This is a genomic window from Occallatibacter riparius (assembly GCF_025264625.1).
Lineage (GTDB): Bacteria > Acidobacteriota > Terriglobia > Terriglobales > Acidobacteriaceae > Telmatobacter > Telmatobacter riparius.
This window is the reverse complement of the sequence record NZ_CP093313.1, coordinates 71,485-94,704: the sequence shown is the minus strand read 5'-3', so window position 1 is coordinate 94,704 and position 23,220 is coordinate 71,485. Positions and strand designations below refer to the sequence as shown.

The following is a 23,220-nucleotide window of genomic DNA, read 5'->3' as shown; positions in this document are numbered from 1 at the left end:
GACTAATCACAGTGAGATAAGCATCGGCAAACCGTCAGTAATTACAAATCCGTTTCATTTGGACGTAAAACGGCCTTCTCGGATGCTTGGCGCAAAGGATGCCAGCTAGCTCTGAGAAATCTTCATTTCGCGCATGATCGCGAAGCACCCATCGAGACAAAATCGTCAACGATGGCATCAAAGCGACCAACCGAGCACCGGTTAAAGCAAGCAATCGGATAGCCAACGATAACGGACCTTATCGCGGATTGACGATTCTGCCGAACGGCGGTCACTGAGGCTCGATGGGCGACTCGGCGATAAAGCGCTTGTCGTGGAAGCGGAGTGATGTCAGCTTCTGCGTATCGGCACTCGACCTCCGAGTGTCCCTGCGACTATCATTTGGCCTTGATTAACACCGCCATGAAGGCCGGTTTCCAGCTTTTCCCGCCGTCGTCAGAATACGATTCGGTGTAGCGGTGGCTCTCAGACGTGGATGTCGGACCATACTCCGCGAACCAGAATTGAGCGATCCTTGAACGTATCCTGTTGAACAAGTTCGCCCCTGCCATCCTTAAAGGAGCCAACCAACCCCGAACTGATCACGCCTGTCTGGCTGCTTAAGAACGTCTGGGTCCACTGATGCGATTTCGGATTGAAAAGGAAGAGCGTCAACCCTCCCAATGACCTTTCGGAGTGTCGGCTTCAAGTTCTTCTAGGATCGCTCTGCCGCCCCGTATCTTTCTTACGGCTTTTGTCCCCTCGAATTCGAACGAGGGTCGTTGATCGGCGAATGGGTCTAAAAACCGTTGAACGTGCGAATGCCAGAATCCGAAGCTGAAATCGAAGTCGTGCGCCGGGGACATCTGCAATGGATGGATTGTCGGACCAGTCGATGTCAGTTTCATCGCTCGTGCCCGTCTATTTGTTGATCCAATTCACTTCCCAGGTTCTGCCGTCATCATCGGGAATTGCCTGCTCCGATTGCGCAGTCGTCTCAGATATCTTCCAGATGGAAAATCGAACCAGGATATACCGCCCGTTGAATTCCTCCTGATCATAGAAGTCGCCGCGACCATCCCTAAAGTCGCCGATGCAAGGCATGCTTGGCGTTCCACTGGCCGGAGTCGCAAAGGCCACACCCCCCTGATGGCCATCGGGGTTGTAACAGCGCAGTGCCATCAATTCGACGTGACTCGCAGGGCCATCTGCTTTGTACTCCGCCAGATTTGCCCTGCCATTCCATACCTTCCTTACGACTGTCAGACCGTTCATGTCGACCCATTCCTTCGAGCCGCTCAATGGGTGAAGGACACGCGATGAGCGTGTCTTCCACGTCCCAAAGTCAAAATCGAAATCATGCTGGCCATCGCGAACAACGGTGTGATTGGTCCCGCTCTCTAAGTCCACGGCCTTGCAGGGAATAGCCGTGAAGAGCAAGACGCATTCGAAGCCGCACATCGCCGCTAAGGTCACCCATTTTTGAAATGACAATCTTGAACCCTCCGCTGCATCGCGGTCTTCCGACATGCGTACTTTCTGCAGTGTAGGCTGGATGGGAGGGTTGCTACTCCACATATGGGCTCCCGATTTTCAAACGAAAATCAAACCCGCTCCAGCTCTGCCTACCGATTCGGGACATTCGAACATCGCCCTGAAGATCGGCGACTCAGTCGCCATGACCGTGAGGTTCGGCTTCAGCCGCGAGCTCTTGACGCGCTTCTCTGCCTGGTTCGAAACGCGCAGCATCTCGTTAGCAAACAGGCGCTCATGACCACCCTGTGGCCCTCAGTCCACGTCAGCGAAGCCAACCTTACCAACTTAATTGGCGATTTGCGCAAGATCGTCGGCAGGAATGCGATCCGCACTGTCTCCAAGCACGGCTATCGTTTCGAATCGCCTGTTCTTGACGAACCCGGCATACGTCCATCCGCGTATGAGAAGTTTCTTCGGGCTAATGAACTGGCAGCGTAGCGTTCCGTAGAAACGATGTGCCGCGCTCGTGATCTGTATTGGACCGCGCTCGCTGAAGAGCCTGGTTTCGCGGCTGCCTGGGCGTGGCTCGGACGCAGTTGCTGGTTCCTTCATAAGTTCTGTCCAAACTCAAAAGGCAGTCCGGCGAACACAGCCAAGACACTTGACTGCCTTCGGGGATCATCTCGCCGAGGAATGCTGCATTCCGGGAGCTCAGCGGCGGGTCATCGCCAACAATCCGGTTAGCCCGTTTCTCGTCAACTTGATGGGCCCAAGTATCGGGCATCCACAGAGTCAACCAATTTTTGGGGACGAGTGACTCAGCGGTTACGCGTGAATCGATAGTCAACGTTTGCCGGAGTGAAGCCGATCTCTTTACCAAAAACGCGAGGAGTTGCCTTCGATTTGCAACACTCAAAACTCACGCTTGATCGAGGGGGTGGCTCTGAGCATCCAGCAGATTCCGGGAGAGCGTACCGCCTACGGGCTATTTCCACTTCAACAGGTGAAGCTGGCGTTTCGAGGCGTTCCAATCTCGGTAAACGATGCATAATCAATCGGCTGTCTGATATGTGCTGTGTGCAGGATTCGTAGCAGGTAAGCGCGGCACTGCGCGCTCGTTGATCGAACTTGGCGAACAGTTCTAGAATTCTGCCAACGGCATCTCCTTCCCTTCGCCCAGTCTGAATCGATCTAAACTCGAGAGCGCCACGATGCCGTACAGGGGTTGTTTTGCAGCCTTCGGGGTCCTTTACCCGCCTTCGTGATGACGGGGAATTCGTTCTCTATCGTGCCTACGCGGATGGGGTACGGTCGGCGCCTGTTCTAATTCTTGTGCCCTCCGCCCCTCGCCCCGACTCCGAAACATTAAAGAAGATCGAACACGAGTACTCGCTGAGGGCCGATCTGGACTCCGCCTGGGCGGTGCGTCCTTTGGCGCTTTCCGAGCAGGACGCGCAGATCACGCTCGTACTTGAGGATCCTGGCGGCGAAACTCTCGATGGTCTCCTGTCGGGTCCGATGGAGCTGACACAGTTCTTGCGCATCGCGGTGAACCTTTCAGCGGCGCTCGCAGGATTACACGCGAGGAGATTGATCCACAAAGACCTGAAACCGACCAACGTACTGGTTGATCCCACGACTGGTCAGGTCCGGCTCATGGGCTTTGGGATCGCTTCGCGCCTTCGGCGCGAGCACCAGGCGCCCGAACCTCCAGAGTTCATCGTCGGATCACTTCCGTACATGGCTCCTGAACAAACGGGGCGCATGAATCGTTCGATCGACTCGCGGAGTGACCTTTATGGCTTGGGCATCACGCTCTACGAGATGCTGACTGGGGAACTGCCTTTTACGGCTTTCGATCCTATTGGATGGGTACATTGCCACATCGCCAAGCATCCGATGCCACCCCATGAACGAATAAAGGACCTCCCGGCGGCCATCTCCGCGATTGTGATGAAACTGCTCGCCAAAACTCCCGAGGATCGCTACCAGACTGCCTCCGGGGTGCAGAATGATTTGCAGCGCTGTCAATCTGAATGGGAGGCGGGCGGGTCCATTTCAGATTCCCCACTCGGCCGGCATGACGTCCCTGATCGTCTGCTTATCCCCGAGAAATTGTATGGACGCGAGCGCGAAATCCAGACTCTGCTCGGTGCGTTCGATCGTGTTGTAGCCGGGGGCAGACCGGAACTCATACTGGTTTCCGGTTATTCGGGGATTGGGAAATCCTCTGTCGTTAACGAATTGCACAAGGCTCTGGTTCCTCCGCGTGCTCTCTTCGCATCGGGCAAATTTGATCAATACAAGCGCGATATCCCTTATTCCACGCTTGCTCAAGCTCTTCAGAATTTAACGCGCACACTCCTGAGTAAGAGTGAAGAGGAGTTGAACAGATGGCGCACCGACCTTCACCATGCGCTCGACCCCAACGGACAGCTGATTCTGGCTTTGGTCCCGGAATTAAAGGCAATCATCGGAGAGCAACCACCCGTTCCTGAGCTTCCGAGGCAGGAGGCACAGCACCGGTTCCACCTGGTATTCCGTCGCTTCATAAACGTATTCGCGCGACCAGAGCATCCTCTCGCACTCTTTCTTGACGACCTGCAATGGCTGGATGCAGCGACGCTGGACCTCGTTGATGAACTGGTTTCGCAACCAGACACGAAGTACCTGATGTTGATCGGCGCTTATCGCGACAATGAAGTGGACGCGGCACATCCGTTGATGCGTAAGTTGCAGGCGGTTCGGCAGGCTGGTGCTTCAGTGCAGGAGATTGCACTTCCACCTCTAACCCGCCGAGACCTTGAGCAGTTGATTGCCGACTCTCTTCATTGCGACCGACAGCGTGTTCGTTCGCTGGTTGAATTGGTTCACCAGAAGACGACGGGCAATCCCTTTTTCTCAATCCAGTTCATTTCTGCACTGGTTGAAGACGGCATGCTGACCTTTGATCATGTCGAGGGGCAATGGGCATGGGATCTGAGCCGCATTCGAGGCAAGGGATACACCGATAACGTGGTTGAGTTCATGATCACGAACTTGATCCGCCTCGCGCCTGAGACCCAAAAAGCACTGACGCAGCTCGCATGTCTGGGCGATAGCGCAAGCTTACCGATGCTGTGCCTGGTCTACGGAGATTCGTTGGATCAGATGCACGATCGACTTGTCGAAGCGGTTGATGCAGGTTTTGTGTTTCGCTCAAAGGACGCGTACCACTTCCTCCATGACCGTGTACGGGAAGCCGCGTATACGCTGATTCCCGAGGCGGGACGCGCGGAGGCTCATCTGCGAATTGGAAAGCTGTTGACGGCGCACACCCCTCGGGACGAGCGGGATGAGCGGATCTTTGAAATCGTCAATCAGCTTAACCGCGGTGGGCCCCTGATGACCTCGCGCGATGAGAAGGAGCAACTGGCAGAGTACAACTTGACTGCGGGCAAACGGGCAAAGGCGTCGACAGCCTATCTTTCAGCGCTCCGCTACCTTGAGGCCGGCGTGGCGGTGTTGGGAGAGGACGGCTGGAGCCAACGGCGAGATCTCTTGTTCGCACTGGAGTACAACCGCGCCGAGTGCGAGTTTCTCACAGGTAATCCGCCCGCAGCGGAAGTGCGTCTGAAGATGCTCGCATCCCGCGCCATGAACATCGTCGAGAGATCATCCGTGGGGGGCTTGCGTATCGATCTGTACACGGCTCTCGAGCAGGCAGACGACGCGGTAGAAGCCTTTCTCGACTACCTCCGCCATCTGGGAGTTGAATGGTCGCCTCATCCGACGGACGAAGAGGCGCGGCGTGAATACGAACGGATATGGCAGCAACTGGGAAGCCGGAAAATCGAGGAACTCCTCGAGATTCCGTTGATGACCGATGAGGCATCTCTCGCGACCCTGGATGTCTTAACGAAGGTATACCCGTCGGCGCTGATGGCTGATCCCAACCTTCTTTCCATGGCGATCTGTCGTGCCGTTAATCTCAGCCTCGAACAAGGTAATAGCGATGGATCATGCGTTGCGTACGTGTTTTTCGGCAAGATTGCAGGACCGCGGTTTGGCAACTACAAAGCTGGATTCAGATTCGGTCAAGTTGGCTACGAACTGGTCGAGAAACGCGGAATGGAGCGCTTCCACGCGCGGACCTATCTGTGGTTTGCGCAATTCGTCGTACCGTGGACAAAACATGTCAGAACTTGCCGCGATCTTATTCGGTCAGCGCTCGAAGGCGCGACTACGGCCGGCGATCTGACAGTGTTGGCATATTGCCATGACAATCTGAATACCAACTATCTTGCGGTAGGCGATTCACTTCTCGAAACACAGCGCCAGGCAGAGGATGGTTTCGAGTTTGCGCAGAGGACGCAGTTCGGCCACCTGATTGACGTGATCTCAACACAGCTCGGTCTGATCAGAACTCTGCGCGGACTGACTTACAGATTCGGCTGTTTCGATGATGGGCAGCTCAGCGAGGAAGTACTGGAGCAACATTTTAGCGCCAACCCGGGCGCAAAGCAGCCGGAGAGCTGGTACTGGATACGCAAGCTGCAGGCACGCTTCATCGCCGGAGACCATCCTTCGGCACTCGAGGCAGCAGCGAAGGCACGACCAATACTCTGGACATCGGCTGCGATGTTTGAAACGGCGGAGTATCACTACTATGCCGCTCTCTCTCATGGCGCGTCGTGCAACTCTGAGAGGCCGCCGCACAATGTGCCGGCTTCCGTGGATGAAGAAGACGATCGCTCGTCATCGGGATCGACGGAATACGGGGAGCATCTCAAGGCCATGGCAGACCACCATAGAGAGCTCGAAATATGGGCAGAGAACTGCCCAGAAAACTTCGAGAACCGTGCGGCCCTGGTAGGGGCGGAGATTGCCCGTATCGAGGGCAGAGTACTCGACGCCGAGCGCCTCTATGAACGAGCCATTCGATCGTCACACGACAACGGATTTGTGCACAACGAGGCCATCGCGTACGAGCTTGCATCGAAATTCTACTCGGCACGCGGTTTCCGGAAATTCGCAGACGCATATTTACTCGAAGCCAGATATTGCTACCAGCGTTGGGGTGCAGATGGAAAGGTGGCTCAACTGGACCAGCTGAATCCCCAGCTCTATAGGCAACCAGCGCCGGCTAGCACGATACTGGCACCTGCCGAATACCTGGATCTGGCCACTGTGATCAAAGTCTCGCAGGCAGTCTCCGGCGAGATGGTTCTGGACAAGCTGATCGACAGCCTTATGCGCGCGGCCATCCAGCAGGCCGGAGCTGAACGCGGTCTGCTGGTCCTTCCACATGGCGATCAGCTCGTGATTGAAGCAGAGGCCACGAGCGGCGAAAACGGAGTCCTGGTGCTGCAAAGAGATACTGTTGTCGACTCTGCTATTTTGCCGGAAACTGTGATCCGCTACGTAATGCGCACGCAGGAGAGTGTGATCGTCGAAGATGCATCCTCTAAGAACCCGTTTCCTGCGGATCCGTTTATTGTTCAGCATCAAGTTCGTTCAATTATTTGTTTGCCCTTGATCAACCAACGGAAGCTCACGGGAGTTCTGTATCTTGAGAACAACCTGGCCCCTCGAGTCTTCACTCCAGATCGCATCGCTGTACTGAAGGTGCTCGCATCCCAGGCAGCTATTTCCCTGAAGAACACATGGCTTTATCGCGATCTCGAGGATCGTGAACGGAGAATCCGTCGGCTGATCGATTCGAATGTCATTGGAATCGTTATTTGGGATCTGGATGGCCGAATTCTCGATGCCAATGACGCGTTCCTTCGCATGGTCGGATACGAGCGTTCCGATTTACAGAATGGACTGGGATGGCTTGAGATCACGCCTCCGGAATGGCAGGAAGTGCACGCTCGCGACGAGGCGGAAGAGCTCAAGGCAACCGGCATGATGCAGGCCCGAGAGAAAGAATATTTTAGAAAAGATGGGACCCGTGTGCCTGTCCTGATCGGAGCTGCTTGCTTCGAAGACCAGCCCAACCAGGGAGTGGCTTACATTGTCGATTTGAGCAGACAAAAGAGCGCGGAGGAAGCTCTTCGTCGTTCCGAGGCTTATCTCGCAGAAGCGCAGCGGCAAACCCAGACGGGGAGTTGCGCGATTGATGGCGCCAGCCGCCAGACAGTCTACTGGTCTGAAGAGATGTACCGTCTTTTCGGCTTCGACCCGCAAAAGGGGCCACCTCAATGGGAGCATTTTCTAGAACGGATACACCCGGAAGACCGAGAGAAGGTGGTGTCCGCAAGCGATGCGACGTTTCGCGCGCATGCAAATTGCGATGTCGAGTTCCGAAGCCTAAGGCCTGACGGAAGCCTCAAATATATTCATGCCATTGCACATCCAGTTTTGGATCCTTCAGGGCAGCTTTTTCAAGTGCTCGGCACGATGGTCGATGTTACAGACCGAAAACGTGCCGAAGCGGTACGTGAGCGCGTGCGCCAACTCGAGGCAGATCTCGCGCATACCACCCGCGTGAGCACCATGGGTGAATTGACCGCTTCACTGGCGCACGAAATCAAGCAACCCATCGGAGCTGCAGTCACAAATGCCGAAGCTTGCATTCGGCTACTTGATCGCGATGAACCGGATCTGCCGGAGGCGCGAGAAGCCGCCCTGGAGATGATGAAGGATGCGAGGCGTGCAGCCGACATCGTTGATCGTGTCCGATCATTGTGCCAGAAAGGGTCCTCTGAACTGCAGATACTTGATTTGAACCAGGTGATTGATGAGATGGTCGCGATAATGGGCGACGAAGCAAACCTGAATGCTGTAACGATGCGAGTTGATCTTGCACCGGAACTCCCACCTGCAATGGCAGACCGTGTGCAGTTGCAACAGGCATTGCTGAACCTCATGCGCAATGGCATTGAGGCGATGCATGGAACTGGTGGTGACCTGACAGTTAAATCGCGTCTAGATGTAGACGGTTTTCTGCTCGTCTCCGTCAGCGACAACGGAGTGGGGCTGCCAGTAGAGAATCAAGATAGAATGTTCAACGCATTCTTTACAACGAAGAACGGAGGCACCGGCCTGGGATTGGCGATTACGCGTTCAATTATCCAGTCGCATGACGGTCGCATTTGGGCCGCCGCAAACTCCGAGGGAGGGGCAACATTCAGCTTCTCTCTGCCAGCCCGCGAGGCTGCCGCTTGACCTTTGCCGATTCATGTATTGTTCGGATTGTCGTCGGGGATGGCCGGGGCTGTGCGGTCGCCCACAAGGCCGCTCACGTGCGCTCCGTCAAGAGAGGCTTCCATCACAAAGATTCCCGAAGCCTCCCGACTTTGGGGGTTCGCCCTCCTGAAAGAGGGAGGGCTTCGCGTGGTGGAGGGCCCTGTACGAGCGGACAATGAAAATGGTTATTCTTCCTCCTTCGATCGCAATGAGGATTCTGGTTTGCATCTTTTGTCTAGGCGTGTGTGCCCCCGCACGTTCTCTCGATCGTGATCGCCGGCTCGATCAGCTGTACCACACGGGCTGGACCCAGATGGAAGGAGCGCCGGGTGAGGTACATGCACTGGCCCAAACTACTGATGGCTACCTGTGGCTGGGTGCGGCAACGGGATTGTTTCGATTCGATGGAATACGGATTGAGCGTTATACACCGCAGTCAGGACAGGCTTTTCCCCAACGGAATGTGGCTTCTCTATTCGCTGTGCCAGATGGGGGGCTCTGGGTGGGCTATTGGTATGGAGGGGTTAGTTTCATAAAAAATGGCACGGTGATCAATTACGAGAAGGACGATGGGATTCCCCCTCGTGCCGTGTTGGCCTTCGCACGGGACCGGCAAGGCACAATTTGGATAGCGGCGGGAAAAGATGGCCTGGCTCGACTGGAAGGTTCCCGGTGGAAGAAGGTCGGAACTGATTGGGGGTTCTCAGGCGAAGCCTACTCCCTCTTCGTGGATCACGCGGGGACCGTTTGGGTGGGAACGCCAACTACTGTGGCATATCTCGTCGAGGGAGGACATCGGTTCAGGGTTGCGGCACAACACCTCAAGCCTTTTGTACACAGCTTCTCCGAAGCGCCCGACGGGATCTTGTGGATGGCAGAAGGGGGGTACGGGGTCAGAACTGTCCCCTTGTCTGGAAAGAACAGCGGAAGGACGGGCCCGGCAGTTCTCGTTGGATCCCTGGCAATCGCATTTGACAGTCAGGGAAGTCTTTGGATCACGAGTGCCGGCAATGGAATTCGTCGAGTTCCGTATCCGGAGCGCCTGCACCCACCGAAGGTCAGGGGGCCGTCTGCCTGGATGTTTCACAATGCTGAGGTGGAGGCGTTCACACAGAAGGATGGCCTTACCAGCGACTACGTATACTCCGTGCTTCAGGACCGCGAGGGGAATGTATGGATCGGTACGAGCGGTGGGCTGGATCGATTTCAACAGACACCTGTGGTCTCGCTGCCTCTCCAACCGATTTCTCATCGTGGTGCCCTTCCGATCCCATCATTGAGTTCCTTTACAGCGAGCGCGATCGCCGCAGATGCTCACGGCGGACTTTGGGCTGCGGGTAGGGGGCCTGAGGTTCTGCTGAACATTCAGGACGACCGGATCGCGACGCAATTGCGTGATCAGAACGTTGATTGCGCATATCGCGATCTTGATGGAGTTGTCTGGGTCGCGACATGGCGTTCTATTTTGCGCATTTCGGACGAACGTTCGGATTTGATCAGACCGAAGCCAGGAACCGTGGCCTACAAATACCATAGCGTTGAGCCTGTTGGGCAGGGGCAGACCTTGCGGCAAATCGATCTGCCCAAAGCGGGCGGGATCACCGTCAGTGAGCAGTCGCGTGTTAAAGCACTCACCCGGGATGCATCGGGCAGGTTGTGGATCTCCACGGAGTCAGGAACCTTTCGACTGGAAAGATCCAGTTGGACCAGTCTCGAGAGCCTGGGTGGTCCCCGAGGAACCGCAAATGCGGAGTTTACCGATTCAAGCGGAAAAATCTGGTTTGGATTTGCAAACCAGGTAGCGATGCTGGACGGAAACAGGCTTAGACTCTTCGCAGCTAAGGACGGCGTTCAGGTAGGGACTATTACGACGATCCAAGGCAGAGGGGCGAATCTGTGGATAGGCGGCGAGTTCGGTCTTGAATCCTTTGATGGAAGCCGTTTCCATCCGATCGCTCCATCAGATGGAAGTGCCTTCGACGGCGTCTCCGGACTCGTTGTCGATTCCGAAGGCGGCCTGTGGTTCTCCGACAACCGGGGAATCATTCACATTTCGGAATCAGAGCTTCGGCAGCCGGCATACGGCAAAGTCGAATTCGAGAGCTTCGGCGTGCAAGATGGACTGACAACAGAGCTCAGGGGACCGCTAGCATCGCCTTCATCCGTTCGAACAGAAGACGGTCGCATTTGGTTTGCAACGATGAAAGGATTGGCATGGATCAATCCGAATCGAATTGTGCGGAACTCAGTGCCGCCGCCCGTCTTGATTGAATCTGTTATCGCGAACGGCAAGAGATATGACAACTCCGCTGATTTGACGTTGCCGCCCCGAATTGCAAACTTACAAATCGTTTATACGGCGACCAGCCTCACCGTTCCAGAACGGGTTCGTTTTCGATATAAGCTTGTCGGGCAAGACAATGAGTGGCAGGATGTGGGTACGCGTCGGGAAGCTTTCTACACAAACCTCGGCCCGGGCTCCTATCAGTTCCGAGTGATCGCGTGTAATAACGATGGAGTCTGGAATCAGGCTGGAACAGTGATTCGGTTTGATGTGCGGCCAGCGTTCTACCAGACGATCACATTTAGAATTCTCTGTGGTATTGCCATCATCACGACCTTGTGGTTGTTCTACCTTCTGCGTGTCCGCCACATCGAGCAGAGACAGCTAGAGCGCAATCGCGCGGAAGAAATGCTTCGCCAAGCGAGGGCGGAGCTCGCGCGCATGAACCGAGTGAGCACCATGGGCGAACTGACTGCCTCGTTGGCACATGAAATCAAACAGCCAATTGGAGCAGCCGTTACGAATGCGGAAGCGTGTTTGCGGTTAATCAATCGCGACAAGCCTGATCTACCCGAAGCGCGAGAAGCCGCCCTAGAAATGGTTAAGGACGCCCGACGTGCAGCAGAGATCATCGAGCGGGTTCGATCATTGTTCCGAGAGGGCTCTTGTTCGCCTCAAGAGCGAGTTGACGTAAACGAAGTCATCCGCGATATGGTGGTGATGTTCCTGAAGGAAGCGGATCTGCATTCCGTGATGATAAGGACGCATCTTGCGAGCCATCTTCCACACGTGATGGTGGATCGCGTGCAGCTTCAGCAGGCGTTGATGAATCTCATGGTCAACGGAATAGAAGCGATGCGGGAAACGACCGGTGAGCTCAGTATTGAATCGCAGCTGGGGCAAGACAGTCGAGTGCTGATATCTGTAAGTGACACGGGCATTGGATTGCCTGCTGGAAAAGTCGATCACATCTTTGATGCCTTCTTTACCACCAAATCGCAAGGCACCGGTCTGGGACTCGCGATTACTCGTTCCATTGTTGAATCACATGGCGGCCGAATTTGGGCCAACGCGAACTCCGGACCAGGCGCAACGTTTCAGTTCACGTTGCCGATCACGGAGGGAGACGGTAAATGACGTCCGCCGGTCCGGCTGTTGTATTTATCGTTGACGATGACGCCCGGATGCGGGCGGCGATGCAGCGTTTACTGAGAACGGTGGGCCTGCAATCCCTGTCGTTTGCTACGCCAGAGGAATTTCTGCGGCATAAACTCTCCAATAGTCCGAGCTGCCTTCTGCTGGACGTGCGCCTTCCAGGGATGAGTGGGCTGGATGTACAGCGCAAGTTGTGCGAGATGGGAGTTCAGATTCCAGTCATTTTCATCACCGGTCACGGGGATATTCCCATGAGCGTACAAGCGATGAAATCCGGTGCGGTGGAGTTTCTGACTAAACCATTTCGAGATCAGGATCTCATCGATGCAATCCAGCAAGCCCTGAAGCGGGACAGGGAAACGAGGCAGGAGCAGAACGAGCTTGCAGAATTGAAGGAGCGTCACGCGAGATTGACCGCGCGCGAGCGCGAGGTCATGAATTTCATCGCTTCTGGAATGCTCACGAAGCAGATTGCCTCGACTCTCGGCACGACAGAAATCACGGTAACCGTCCATCGTGGGCAGGTGATGCACAAAATGCAGGCCAGTTCTCCCGCTGAGTTGGGAAGAATGGCAGAAAAGCTTAAGCTTCCATCAGTCAACTAGCCGCCCGTTGGCAATCGTCACTGCACCCTTCTTCATCCGAGGAGGCGCTCACTATAAATACCTATCAGCGAACTTATGATTATCAATAATTGCGTTTCGCGCGAAGCGACTCGATCCTGATCTGTATGGCTATGGAGAGCAGGGACAAAATGGTGGCCGTAATCGAAGACGACGAATCGTATCGAATCGCCGTGCAGCGTTTGCTCAAATCGGCAGGTCTCTTGGTACAGGCGTTTGACTCTGCCGAAGCCTTCCTGAACTCTGGCCGGCAACACGACACTGGCTGTCTCATCACTGATATCAGAATGCCAGGTATGTCTGGGCTTGAGCTTCAATCCAAGCTGAACTCTGATCGCTGCCCAATCCCGACCATCTTCATTACCGCACACGGCGACGAAAAGATGCGAATGCAGGCAATGCGCGCCGGCGCAGTCAAATTTTTCACTAAGCCTTTTGACGGTGAAGCTCTACTTGAATCCGTTCGTGCAGCCCTAGCAAGTTGAAGGCTGATGCCTTTCCCCGGCTCAGTCTCTGTTGGAGGTCTTTGTGGGCTCGTCCACCGGAAAACCTCAGCCTCGTCAGCAAGAGGAAAGAGACCAGGAATTTGCCCAGATAGTGGGCACAAGTGCGGCTCTGGAATCGGTTCTCGCGGAAGTTGAGCGCGTTGCGCCGACGGGTTCCACGGTGCTGATCCTTGGAGAAACAGGGACCGGCAAGGAGTTGATCGCGCGCGCGATTCACAACGTGAGCACACGCTGCGGATGCCCATTCGTAAAGCTAAACTGCGCCGCAATCCCCTTTGATCTGTTGGAGAGTGAACTGTTTGGGCACGAAAGAGGTGCATTTACCGGCGCTGTCGCACACAGGGTGGGCCGCTTCGAAATGGCAGATACCGGCACACTCTTCCTGGACGAAATAGGTGATCTCCCCCTAGCCCTCCAGCCAAAGCTCTTACGCGTCATACAGGAACAAGAGTTCGAGCGACTTGGGAGCGGACGTACACATCGAATCAATGTCCGCCTTGTCGCCGCCACCCATCGCGATTTGTCCCAGATGGTTGCGCGCAACGAGTTCCGTAGCGACCTTTATTACCGGCTAAACGTCTTTCCAATCTCTATCCCGCCTCTGCGACAACGCCGGGATGACATACGCGAACTGGTCATGCACTTTGTGGATGTATTTTCGAGGCGCATGGGTAAGCGGATTGAGGAAGTCCCACAATCAACATTGAATGCATTCGCGGCATACGATTGGCCGGGCAACGTACGAGAGCTTCAGAACCTGGTAGAACGCGCCGTTATCCGGTCGGACGATGGAGTGCTCCCGAATCCGCTTTCGCCAGCGGAGGTCGCCATGGGCTCTGCTCCCAAACTGGGCGCAATTGAGGTTTCCCGTAGGAGGACCAAGCCGGGAGCCTTGCCAGATCGAGCATACTTAGATTCGCTGGAGGATATCCAGCGCCAACACATTCTTCGGGTGCTGGATAGAACCGGTTGGCTGATCAGCGGCCCCAATGGGGCGGGAGCCATTCTCAACATTCACCCGAACACACTGCGCAGCTTAATGGACAGGCTGGGAATTCGGAACAATACGTCGCACAGTTCTTTGAATTCGGCGCAGTCTCCATGCCATGCCAGAAGCGGAAATGCGAAAAGAACTCGGAGCGAGAGCGACGCCTGCACAGAGTGACAGAGCGGCTACCGCACGAGACGCGATGCATTCACTGAATACAGTTGGCGCAGCAATATGCAGCAGCGCGCCTCTGCGGGTGGGCAATGGAGTGAAGCTGCGTCACGCGATGAACTCGTGAACTCGTGAGCTTGACGATCATTCGACCGCTCTGCGCATGCACCTTACATTCATTTGCAACTCCGGCCTGAACTGCCCCATCCTTTCATCCTTCGCGGATTCGACGCTAATCCGCTAATCGACATCTTTGCGGCGCAATGAAACGTTGCCATTCATCGCCACTTTGCCACATCGACAACCAAATCAAAGCTCCCCAACAGGTGCTGGTTTAACACGTGCGGGATGGTAAGGACACTCACGCCATCTCGTGACTAAAAGCCCTGGACGGGTGTGCTTCACGAAATGTCGTCGTCGATGATCGGCCCCGCCTTGCCGAACAAACACCTAAGTGCATTGTCTGCGCAGTTCACGCTCTCGACGATACTCGACAGCTTTTGGTCAGCCGCGTGCACTCTACATGCTCGAAGAGAGCAGCGAATCGGGCCCTAATGGGTGGGGGAGGAGAGATCAATGGCCAGGATCATACAGCGCAGGGGAACGAGCGATTCCATTGTTGTGAGTTCATTGGTGGTCTTCTACCGAGGCTCTGAAAGAGTACAGGCGCTACCGACTCTGGATGGAACCCGAGTGTACGAATCGACCCTCCATGAAGGAGTGCGGACGAAAGAAGGCGTCATCCAAGCATTCCTCGACGGTCGAGACGCAGTCTGGGTGGGCTGGTTTCAATACCAGATCAACATGCGAAGCGAGACGAATACCGGGCGAGGTTTGGAAATAATCGCTGACGTGCTGCGGGAATGGTTCGAGAATTCGCAGTTGCGTTGCTCCGCCCTTATCAAGGGCATCGTTTCACATTGTGACTTCGATGGTCAGAGCCCCGAAATCAGCAGCTCCCCGAAGGATCAGTTAAGACGATGTATCGAACTGTCGGCGACAAAAATGGGGCTTCACTGTCCTGAGCTAGCTGCCTCTGCTGCAGTTCTGATAATCGAGCGCACGATGGCGACGACTCAAGCAACGGGCGACTTGTCGGAGCTTAAGACTGCGCAGCTTCTTTTGGAATGTCTTCAACGCGCTTTATCAGCCGCATTCAACTAAGCACCTTCGGTCGAAGGGAAACACGCCGGTTCAAATAGGAGCTTTTCATGGCTACTGCAGAGGTACTTCCTACACAGGCATTTGATACGATCACCCGCGAGCTTGCAACCGATATCGCTGCATTCACCGAAGTCCGTCCGCGTCTGTTCGCAATTGCCTTCCGCATCCTGCAGAGCGCGGCAGAGGCGGAAGATGTAGTGCAGGATGCCTGGCTGAGGTGGCAACAGACTAATCGCAGTGTGGTGCTGGATGTGCCCGCGTTCCTCGCGACGACTACCACAAGGTTGTGTCTCAATATCGCCCAATCCGCGCGCTGGCGTCGCGAAACCTTCGATAGTCCATGGCTTCCAGAGCTGATAGAGACGCGGGCAAACCCTGAACTAGGTGCGATCCGCAATGCCGGATTAGAGCACGCAATCGCCATGCTGCTCGAGAGACTCTCGCCGCCAGAGCGTGCGGCTTACATCCTGCGTGAAGCGTTCGATTATTCCTACAGCCAAATTGCAGAAGTTTTGAGAATTGCGGAAGCAAACAGTCGACAACTCGTTGTTAGAGCTCGAAAGCATCTTGCCGAAGGGAGGCGCTCGTCCGTTATCTCCGTCGAAAAGACGCGCCTTCTTGATGCCTTCATCCAGGCTGCTCAAATCGGAGATCTCTCGGCACTTGAGAATGTTCTCGCGAGGGATGCAGCGGCCTTTGCAGGGGCTAGCCGGTCCGCAGCCTTGACACAGTTCCGGGCCGTCGGCCCTAACCGCATCCAAAAGTTCGTTGCCACGATGTCATCAAAATTGTGGAACGGTGGGACCCTTTGCGTTGACCCGAGCTAACAATCATCTCGTACCGCAGTGGTCTACTCCAGACCGCTAGCGGCCCAGTCTCACTGACAGGACGTGTAAAACCCTCCTTCTAAAACAAGAGCCTCCGGCACTCGACCTTTGCTGAACGGAGTGAGAAATGACACGGAAGAAGACAGCTATCGTGACCGGCGCGTCCCAAGGGATTGGGGCAGCGGTTGTCCAGGCCTTTCTGGATCGGGACTATGACGTCATCGCGACCTCACGTGCAATTTCCAAATCAGGTCTGCCACCGTCGCCGAGATTGGCGTTGGTCGATGGGGACATCGGTCTTCCCGAGACGGCTGAAAAGATCGCAAGGATTGCAGTCGACAGATTTGGCACAATCGATCATCTGGTGAACAATGCGGGTGTCTTCGCATCGAAACCATTCACCGCCTACACCGCCGAGGACTTTCGCGCATTTGTCTCCACGAACCTGGAGGGTTTCATTTACATCAGCCAGCGGGCAGTCGCACAAATGCTGAAGCAGGGTACAGGAGGCAGCGTAACGACCATCACGTCGTCGACGGCAGACCACCCCATCGCAGGAGCTCGTGGCTCGATACCGATGATCACAAAAGGAGGGTTGAACTCGATTACCCTCAGCCTGGCAGCTGAATACGCAATAGAGAAGATCCGATTCAATGCGGTCGCGCCCGGGATTGTCGACACTCCTATGCACAGGGGCACTCCGAAGGATTTCCTGAACTCCTTCTCTCCGATGGGGGCAATCGCTGAACCGAGAGACATCGCCGATGCCGTTATATATCTGAGCGAGGCCAGTCATGTAACCGGCGAGGTTCTATACGTTGATGACGGCGCGCATGTTGGCAAGTGGTAAGCACGAAGCATACCTGAGAGCCAGGCTGGGCCGCTGGAGCGGCTTGCCCGATAAGCGCTGCAAGATCTAGCCTGGCTGGAGGTTCGCGTCTCAATGTTCTTTGTCAACATTGTCGAGTCCTGCATCTTGGCGTCTAGCTTTGTGGCCGCAATGGGATACGTCTCGAGCAAGCGAACGACAGGAACGCGGGCACAGACCCCGAGCCTCACGAGACCTTCAAGTGATGAAGTCGATATCATTAGCCGCGAGCACTTCCATCGCGCTCGCGAATGCTGGTTCGGAGAGCGCGTGGGTATCCATCCCAAGAAATAGCGGCCCATCGATTTTCCGGAGCTTGCGATAATCACAGATCGCCTGAGAAATGGCCAGAATGTGCCACTCGTTGAATGCAACATCCAGCGCAGATCCGCGATGGCCGGAGGTACCGAAGGCAACCCGCTGTCTAGGATTGCTCGGATCTGGCCGCGACTCGTAGTAGGCTGTAACGAGCTTCGGAACGTTGACCAGCACGGACTGGTCAGCCGGCTTCCCGGCGTCAGGGCTAATCTTCACGCAACACCTCGTCGTGCGTCACGAGAATCGCACTTGATCAGGTTTCCAGTTGGAAGGCGAGTTGACCTCTCAGAGAAAGTCCTTCCCCCAAGTTGGAAATTATCGCTCTCCTCAGACGCTGCGACGCGACGGCTCGTCAGATTCGGTTCCGTGGCTAATCCAGCCAGTGACATAGTTCGCCGTCCTTGAGTGTCAGATACCTCGAGGGTCCCGTGGAGGACACTGATTCAACCCTTGGCCCGATGAGTGCTGCGCACGGTTCGATTCGGCTACAGAAGCGGCCGAAGCATTTCTGCAACGGAGTCTTCGCTAAGCGGAGGATCGTCAGAATCGCCGGTGATGAGTTCTTCGACTGCGTTCTCTCGTTGTTGATCGGGCTCCGCACCTGAGTGTGGAGCCGGATCGTCGGCTTCCAAGATCATGCGCAGGTCTTCTTCTGCGTTTTCAAGGTATGCTTCTTCCTGACTTGCGACGGCCTCGTAGCAGGCATCTGTGTCGGCTCGCATTTTTCTGTTCTTGCTCTCGAAGATGAACATTGATGTTTCCTAACTCCATCCTGCAAATAAAAGTCCACTCAAAGTTTGGATGAGTGATAGTTATGCTGGCAGCACTGCTCCGTATTGCCGCTCCCAACTCGCGCATTCTCGAATACCGCCACGAATTCCCCCCCCCCACTTTATGCCCTAGCGAGGAGTGAGCGACTCTTCATGCAGGAAGGCTTGTTGGCTGGTCACGTCCTGTCCCCCTGGTATTAAGTGAACGTGTGAGTTCGGCCCGAAGAATATTTCGGCTTCGGAACAGGCGAGCCTTTGTTGCACTCACCGAAATGCCCAATGCGACAGCCAGATCTTTCATCGAATACTCGTTCAGATAACGCGTTTCCATCGCTGATCGCGCGTTTGGCGTGAGTTTCTTAATCTCAGCCAACAGGAACTGACGCCATTCGTGCGTTTCAAAGCACTGCTCGGGATTCGGTCTGACGTCTGCAAATTCAAAGGAAAGTCCAAGTTCTCCAGCTTCAGGGGACTGTGGCCAGCCAACTTCGGGTCGGCTCTTTATGTACCGCTTCAGCATGAGCGCCTCATTGATCGCAATGCGCTTGAGCCAGGTCATAAACGCGCAGGTTCTTTGAAGCCGCGCACATTGAGAAACGCCTTCATCAACGTCCGTTGCGTGACGTCCTCGGCGTCTTCATGATTCCTTGTGATACGTCTGGCGAGATTGAGAATTCTTTTCCGGTAGGTTGAAGCAAGGACATCGAAAGCCTCGCAGTCGCCCGCTCTGGCGGAAGCAACCAGAGAGGAATCCTCGCTGTTGAATGAGTGATTTGTGCTCAGTTCGTCCTGTTTGGTTTCGGCTGCTCTATGCATCTGGTGTCCTCCCTTGAATGGCTCAGCATTTTGGTATTCGACATTCTCTGGTGTTGGCTCCCAGGGGCGTTCCTATCGATCATCGCTTCGGCTGACTTGCGTCTTGGTCTGCTGGATCTTTGTTCGGGCTATGCAACTCCTCACGCGCCCGCAGGAATTCAAACACTCCCGCGATGCAGATCGACATACTCGAATGCCGGACCTGCGGTTGCTGTTCCGTCTTCGATCGGCATTTGCATCAATCGTTCGGCCTGCGCCTTCAAGATGTACATTCCGCCGATTGCGGCACCTAGGTTCTGTGGGGCGCCGCTGAACGCGTCTTCTAGATCCCGCAAGAGCGTGCAATAAGTCAGGCGGTATTGTTCCTGGGCAATTCGAATTGGACTGCCGGCAACGTGGTTGGCAATCCTGGGGTTGGCGCTCATAGGTCGGACAGCATTCCAGTCCACTGTGATGGGATTACCCGTCGGGCCAGACTTTGGCGTATCGCCGCGCTGATAGCGCCTGCCCAGTCTGAGTTCTTGGAAGCGATAGTAGTGGGCAACCTGATCACGGTCTGGATGGAATACGTCTCGGTCTCCATCCCAAACCTGATCATGGTTAGCTCCTTCTCCTTGCTCCACAATCTCGTCCAGCGCGAGCAGAGCCGAAGAAAGATCACGGACCTCGATAATGCGTCCGCCACCACTGTAGAGGTGCTGATCGGTGATCTGGCGGATCGGGTTGCCGCAGAAAACGGTCGATTCGCTGAGTGAACTCGACAGATCGCAAATTCCTCGTTTAATGGCGCCATAAAACTGAGTGATTGTCTGATAGTTGTCATCTTCGGGAGGAGCGCCTGCTGGCGACGGCTGCTCGATCTTCAAGAATGTTTCGACCGCTTCAGGGCTGAAACGAAGCAATGAGATCTCAAAGGAGCGGTCACCATGTGGCAGATAACGGGGGTAGCCCGGCAGCATCTCCGGGATAACCAGTCGTGGTTGACCGCCGACCGCGTTCAGTAAATTGGCGGCAAGCGCAAGGTGCAACATCTCCTCAACAAGTACACTAGATAAGACTTCGGCAGCTTCCGAATTGTGTCCGGCTTCGATTGAATACAGCGCGCACAGATACGGTGGGATCGTCGAATGCTCCAACTCGATGGCCCATTGCAAATGTTCCCGGAGGCCATCGAGAGAATTGATCGTACGACCCAAACGAGAAGGCATTTGCATCTTCGCCGGAGAAGGCGCCGCGCTGATGAGAAGAGCGCTCGAACCTGGCTTGCCCATCGCAGTACTCCATTACAGCTTGTGTACGCAAAGACCAGGTGGCGCGCCGATTCGTGACCGTCTCGATCAGATCTTTTGCGGCCGCATTTCCTTGTCACGTTTTGAAGAGCTGCCCGGTCTTTGCGTGAACCAAGGCCCCAATCCTGAGGGTCTAACCGCAAATCGATCAAAAAGTGCGAGGATCCCTATGCAGATCAATCGACATCAGACAGAGGTTTCGCCTTCCACCAACGAAGAGTCAGGGATGCTCAACAAGAATCAATTTCGGATGAGCGAGCTCCCGCCCGGATCTGCTTTACCTGTGGGCGAAGCAGCCGTGTTTAACATAGCGGGGAAATTCTGTGCGACTCAGGCGAGATGTACTCATAGAGGAGGTCCTCTAAGCGAAGGCCACCTTGACGGCTCGACGGTCACTTGTCCCTGGCATGGCGCTCAGTTCAACGTGTGTACAGGCGCCGTACTGAGGGACCCGGCCGCAGACCCTCTTAAGACCTTCCCCGTTGTTGTCGAAGGCGAAAGTGGCTGCGTGGAAGCGTTTTAGCTAGATCGCAAACCGCGGCTGAGCACCTCATACTCTGAGGTGCTTTCCGGAAATGCGTGGCTTTGTATCAATTCGTGGCCCGTGGTTGTGAGTTCGTCACTCAAATTGCGGCCAATCATTATCAGAGACGCTCCGGGAGTTCAAGGGAGGCAGCGTGACTGCGCGACGGTTAGAAGCGTTCAGTGACGGGGTAATCGCAATCATTATCACGATCATGGTGCTCGAAATGAAGGTACCGCGGGGCGGTAGTCTGAAAGACCTTGAGCCATTGCTGCCGATAATTCTGAGCTACGTACTGAGCTATGTTTTTGTGGGCATCTATTGGAGCAACCACCACCACCTGCTGCATGTCTGCACCGTCGTGACAGGCGCAACGCTCTGGGCGAACCTGCATTTGTTGTTTTGGTTATCGTTGTTTCCATTCACAACCGGGTGGATGGGTGAAAATCATTTCGCCGCGCTACCTACCGCGCTGTACACGTTGGTACTGTTCATGGCCGCGGTTGCGTATTACATGCTCCAGCTGGTAATCATCCGGGCACAAGGACAAGACTCAATCTTGAAAAGGGCGATCGGGCGCGACTGGAAAGGTAAGGTGTCGCTCGTGCTGTACATAGTGGCGGGTGTTGCGACTCTGCGTTCGTCCCTGCTTGCCCAGGCGGTTCTTGTGGGCACCGCACTGATGTGGGTGATTCCTGACAGGCGAATTGAGAAGCAATTGTCCCCCCACTCGGCCTGACGGTTGGCCGCACTAATAAGTTCCCATCGCCACGAACTCACCGCTAAGAAAGCAATGCGGCGACCGATCGATGTGGCGTGGCGAATCAGCGAACAAAAATCATACGCGAATGACCGCTGGGATTAGCACAAACGAGGAAGCCATTATGGTGTTCTTTCGTGTCACAAAACGTCACCGCATTCGGTCTTAGCGAATACGAATGGCAGAAGCGAATAGCCACTCGGAGGATAACAAGGAGAGATCATGAAAATCGTAGTGATTGGCGGTACCGGGCTGATCGGATCGAAGCTTGTCAAGAAATTGCGCGAGCACGGGCACGAAGCGTTAGCCGCGTCACCCAATACCGGCGTAAATAGTGTTACGGGGGACGGACTGGCAGATGCGCTGAACGGTGCTTCGGTGGTTGTTGATGTGACAAACTCCCCTTCGTGGGAAGACGCGGCGGTGCTGAAGTTTTTTGAGACATCAACGCGGAATCTTCTCGCCTGTGAAGCGACTGCGGGAGTCGGACATCACGTTGCACTTTCCGTCGTGGGAACCGAGCGCCTGCTTGCCAGCGGGTTCTTCCGCGCAAAGCTTGCACAGGAGAACCTGATCAAAGCATCGAAGATCCCCTACACGATCGTCCGCGCGACGCAGTTCTTCGAGTTCATAAAGCAGATCGTCGACTATTCCACAGAGGGCGATAAAGTCCGCATGCCCCCGGCCCTTATTCAGCCGATGGCCGCCGATGATGTGGCGAGTGCGTTGGCTAGGATTGTGACGAACCCACCAGTGAATGGCACGGTCGAAATCGGGGGGCCCGAACAGTTTCGCCTGGATGAACTTGCCCGCCGTTCGCTGGCCGCGCGACAGGATCCCCGCGAGGTGATTTCCGATCCGCATGGGCGCTATTACGGGATCGAGGTGAGCGAGAGGGCCCTGATTCCTGACAAAGGCGCGCGACTCGGCGAGACTCGCTTCGATACCTGGCTCACGCAGTCTACGCCCGTTGGCGCAGTGGCCAAGTAGAACGACCCTGGAGAAGGCAGCTAATACTGTCGCACTGGGCACCCCGGGTGAGCCGGCCATGAGAAGCTACGCCGGTCACCAATGTCGGTACTGACGCACATTCAACTGGCATCAATCACACGAAAGGTTAAAGTCATGACGTTCACGAAAGTAGTTCTGGCGCTGGCGTGTCTCATGTCCAGCTCGCTGGTAGCGCAGGAGGCAAAGGTGACGCCGATCTTGTCGAAAGACCTGCCAAACCTTCCCGGGAAAGAAGGCCTGATGATTACAGTGGAATACCCGCCGGGCAGCTCGGACCCGACCCATCGGCACTACGCGAATGCGTTTGTTTACGTGCTGGAAGGCTCGATCGTGATGCAGGTGAGAGGTGGAAAGGAAACGACTCTCAAAGCGGGTCAGACCTTCTACGAAGGACCTGATGATGTTCACGTCGTTGGGCGGAACGCGAGCCAGACCAAGCCGGCGAGATTCGTCGTGTTTCTTGTGAAAGACAAAGGGGCCCCTGTGCTGGTACCCGCCAGCTGAACCCATACTGCGAGC

At 55.3% G+C, this 23,220-nt stretch carries 19 protein-coding genes; 13 read left to right on the top strand and 6 right to left on the bottom strand.

What is annotated here, in order from left to right; genetic code table 11:
* Positions 1 to 900: 900 nt before the first annotated feature.
* Positions 901 to 1,509, bottom strand: a complete 609-nt coding sequence (locus tag MOP44_RS00325) for a hypothetical protein (protein ID WP_260793898.1) — start codon at positions 1,507 to 1,509, stop codon at positions 901 to 903.
* Positions 1,510 to 1,557: 48 nt separating this feature from the next.
* On the opposite strand from MOP44_RS00325, the gene MOP44_RS00320 reads away from it, so the two are divergent.
* The 9 genes from MOP44_RS00320 (at position 1,558) to MOP44_RS00280 (ending at position 17,196) form a co-directional block, all read left to right on the top strand.
* A complete protein-coding gene (locus MOP44_RS00320; RefSeq protein WP_260793897.1) occupies positions 1,558 to 1,953 on the top strand; it encodes a winged helix-turn-helix domain-containing protein in 396 nt (131 codons plus the stop codon).
* Positions 1,954 to 2,787: 834 nt separating this feature from the next.
* Positions 2,788 to 8,607: an AAA family ATPase gene (locus MOP44_RS00315; RefSeq protein ID WP_260793896.1), complete on the top strand. Its 5,820-nt coding sequence runs from the start codon at positions 2,788 to 2,790 to the stop codon at positions 8,605 to 8,607.
* Positions 8,608 to 8,803: 196 nt separating this feature from the next.
* Complete coding sequence (locus tag MOP44_RS00310; protein WP_260793895.1) at positions 8,804 to 12,049, top strand: sensor histidine kinase; 3,246 nt, start codon at positions 8,804 to 8,806, stop codon at positions 12,047 to 12,049.
* Entirely contained in the window at positions 12,046 to 12,672 is a 627-nt protein-coding gene (locus MOP44_RS00305; protein WP_260793894.1) for a response regulator transcription factor, read from the top strand. The genes MOP44_RS00310 and MOP44_RS00305 overlap by 4 nt, the downstream gene beginning before the upstream one ends.
* Before the next feature lie 125 nt (positions 12,673 to 12,797).
* Complete coding sequence (locus MOP44_RS00300) at positions 12,798 to 13,175, top strand: response regulator transcription factor (RefSeq protein WP_260793893.1); 378 nt, start codon at positions 12,798 to 12,800, stop codon at positions 13,173 to 13,175.
* 43 nt (positions 13,176 to 13,218) lie between these two features.
* The gene (locus MOP44_RS00295; protein WP_260793892.1) at positions 13,219 to 14,361 is read left to right on the top strand and encodes a sigma-54 interaction domain-containing protein; all 1,143 of its coding nucleotides are present in this window, start codon (positions 13,219 to 13,221) and stop codon (positions 14,359 to 14,361) included.
* A gap of 570 nt (positions 14,362 to 14,931) precedes the next feature.
* Entirely contained in the window at positions 14,932 to 15,519 is a 588-nt protein-coding gene (locus tag MOP44_RS00290) for a hypothetical protein (RefSeq protein ID WP_260793891.1), read from the top strand.
* Positions 15,520 to 15,566: 47 nt separating this feature from the next.
* Entirely contained in the window at positions 15,567 to 16,346 is a 780-nt protein-coding gene (locus MOP44_RS00285) for a sigma-70 family RNA polymerase sigma factor (RefSeq protein ID WP_260793890.1), read from the top strand.
* A gap of 127 nt (positions 16,347 to 16,473) precedes the next feature.
* Positions 16,474 to 17,196 (top strand): SDR family NAD(P)-dependent oxidoreductase, encoded by a 723-nt coding sequence (locus MOP44_RS00280; RefSeq protein ID WP_260793889.1) that lies wholly within the window; start codon positions 16,474 to 16,476, stop codon positions 17,194 to 17,196.
* Between the two features lie 216 nt (positions 17,197 to 17,412).
* On the opposite strand, the gene MOP44_RS00275 is transcribed toward MOP44_RS00280, so the two are convergent.
* From MOP44_RS00275 to MOP44_RS00255, 5 genes are all read right to left on the bottom strand, one after another.
* Positions 17,413 to 17,748: a hypothetical protein gene (locus tag MOP44_RS00275; RefSeq protein WP_260793888.1), complete on the bottom strand. Its 336-nt coding sequence runs from the start codon at positions 17,746 to 17,748 to the stop codon at positions 17,413 to 17,415.
* 269 nt (positions 17,749 to 18,017) lie between these two features.
* Complete coding sequence (locus MOP44_RS00270) at positions 18,018 to 18,284, bottom strand: hypothetical protein (protein WP_260793887.1); 267 nt, start codon at positions 18,282 to 18,284, stop codon at positions 18,018 to 18,020.
* A gap of 169 nt (positions 18,285 to 18,453) precedes the next feature.
* Positions 18,454 to 18,861: an RNA polymerase sigma factor gene (locus tag MOP44_RS00265; RefSeq protein WP_260793886.1), complete on the bottom strand. Its 408-nt coding sequence runs from the start codon at positions 18,859 to 18,861 to the stop codon at positions 18,454 to 18,456.
* Entirely contained in the window at positions 18,858 to 19,118 is a 261-nt protein-coding gene (locus MOP44_RS00260; protein ID WP_260793885.1) for an RNA polymerase sigma factor, read from the bottom strand. Before MOP44_RS00260 ends, MOP44_RS00265 begins: the two co-directional genes overlap by 4 nt.
* Before the next feature lie 158 nt (positions 19,119 to 19,276).
* On the bottom strand, positions 19,277 to 20,389 hold the full coding sequence (locus MOP44_RS00255; RefSeq protein ID WP_260793884.1) for a ferritin-like domain-containing protein: 1,113 nt from the start codon (positions 20,387 to 20,389) through the stop codon (positions 19,277 to 19,279).
* Between MOP44_RS00255 and MOP44_RS27935 the strand changes: the two genes are divergently transcribed.
* The 4 genes from MOP44_RS27935 (at position 20,358) to MOP44_RS00240 (ending at position 23,205) form a co-directional block, all read left to right on the top strand.
* Entirely contained in the window at positions 20,358 to 20,930 is a 573-nt protein-coding gene (locus tag MOP44_RS27935; protein ID WP_390905460.1) for a Rieske (2Fe-2S) protein, read from the top strand. The genes MOP44_RS00255 and MOP44_RS27935 overlap by 32 nt on opposite strands.
* A 154-nt stretch (positions 20,931 to 21,084) precedes the next feature.
* Positions 21,085 to 21,669 carry a TMEM175 family protein gene (locus MOP44_RS00250; RefSeq protein WP_260793883.1) on the top strand — a complete coding sequence of 195 codons (585 nt, stop codon included), beginning with the start codon at positions 21,085 to 21,087 and terminating at the stop codon, positions 21,667 to 21,669.
* A gap of 243 nt (positions 21,670 to 21,912) precedes the next feature.
* Positions 21,913 to 22,680 carry an SDR family oxidoreductase gene (locus MOP44_RS00245; protein WP_260793882.1) on the top strand — a complete coding sequence of 256 codons (768 nt, stop codon included), beginning with the start codon at positions 21,913 to 21,915 and terminating at the stop codon, positions 22,678 to 22,680.
* 135 nt (positions 22,681 to 22,815) lie between these two features.
* A complete protein-coding gene (locus tag MOP44_RS00240) occupies positions 22,816 to 23,205 on the top strand; it encodes a cupin domain-containing protein (RefSeq protein ID WP_260793881.1) in 390 nt (129 codons plus the stop codon).
* Positions 23,206 to 23,220 lie beyond the last annotated feature (15 nt).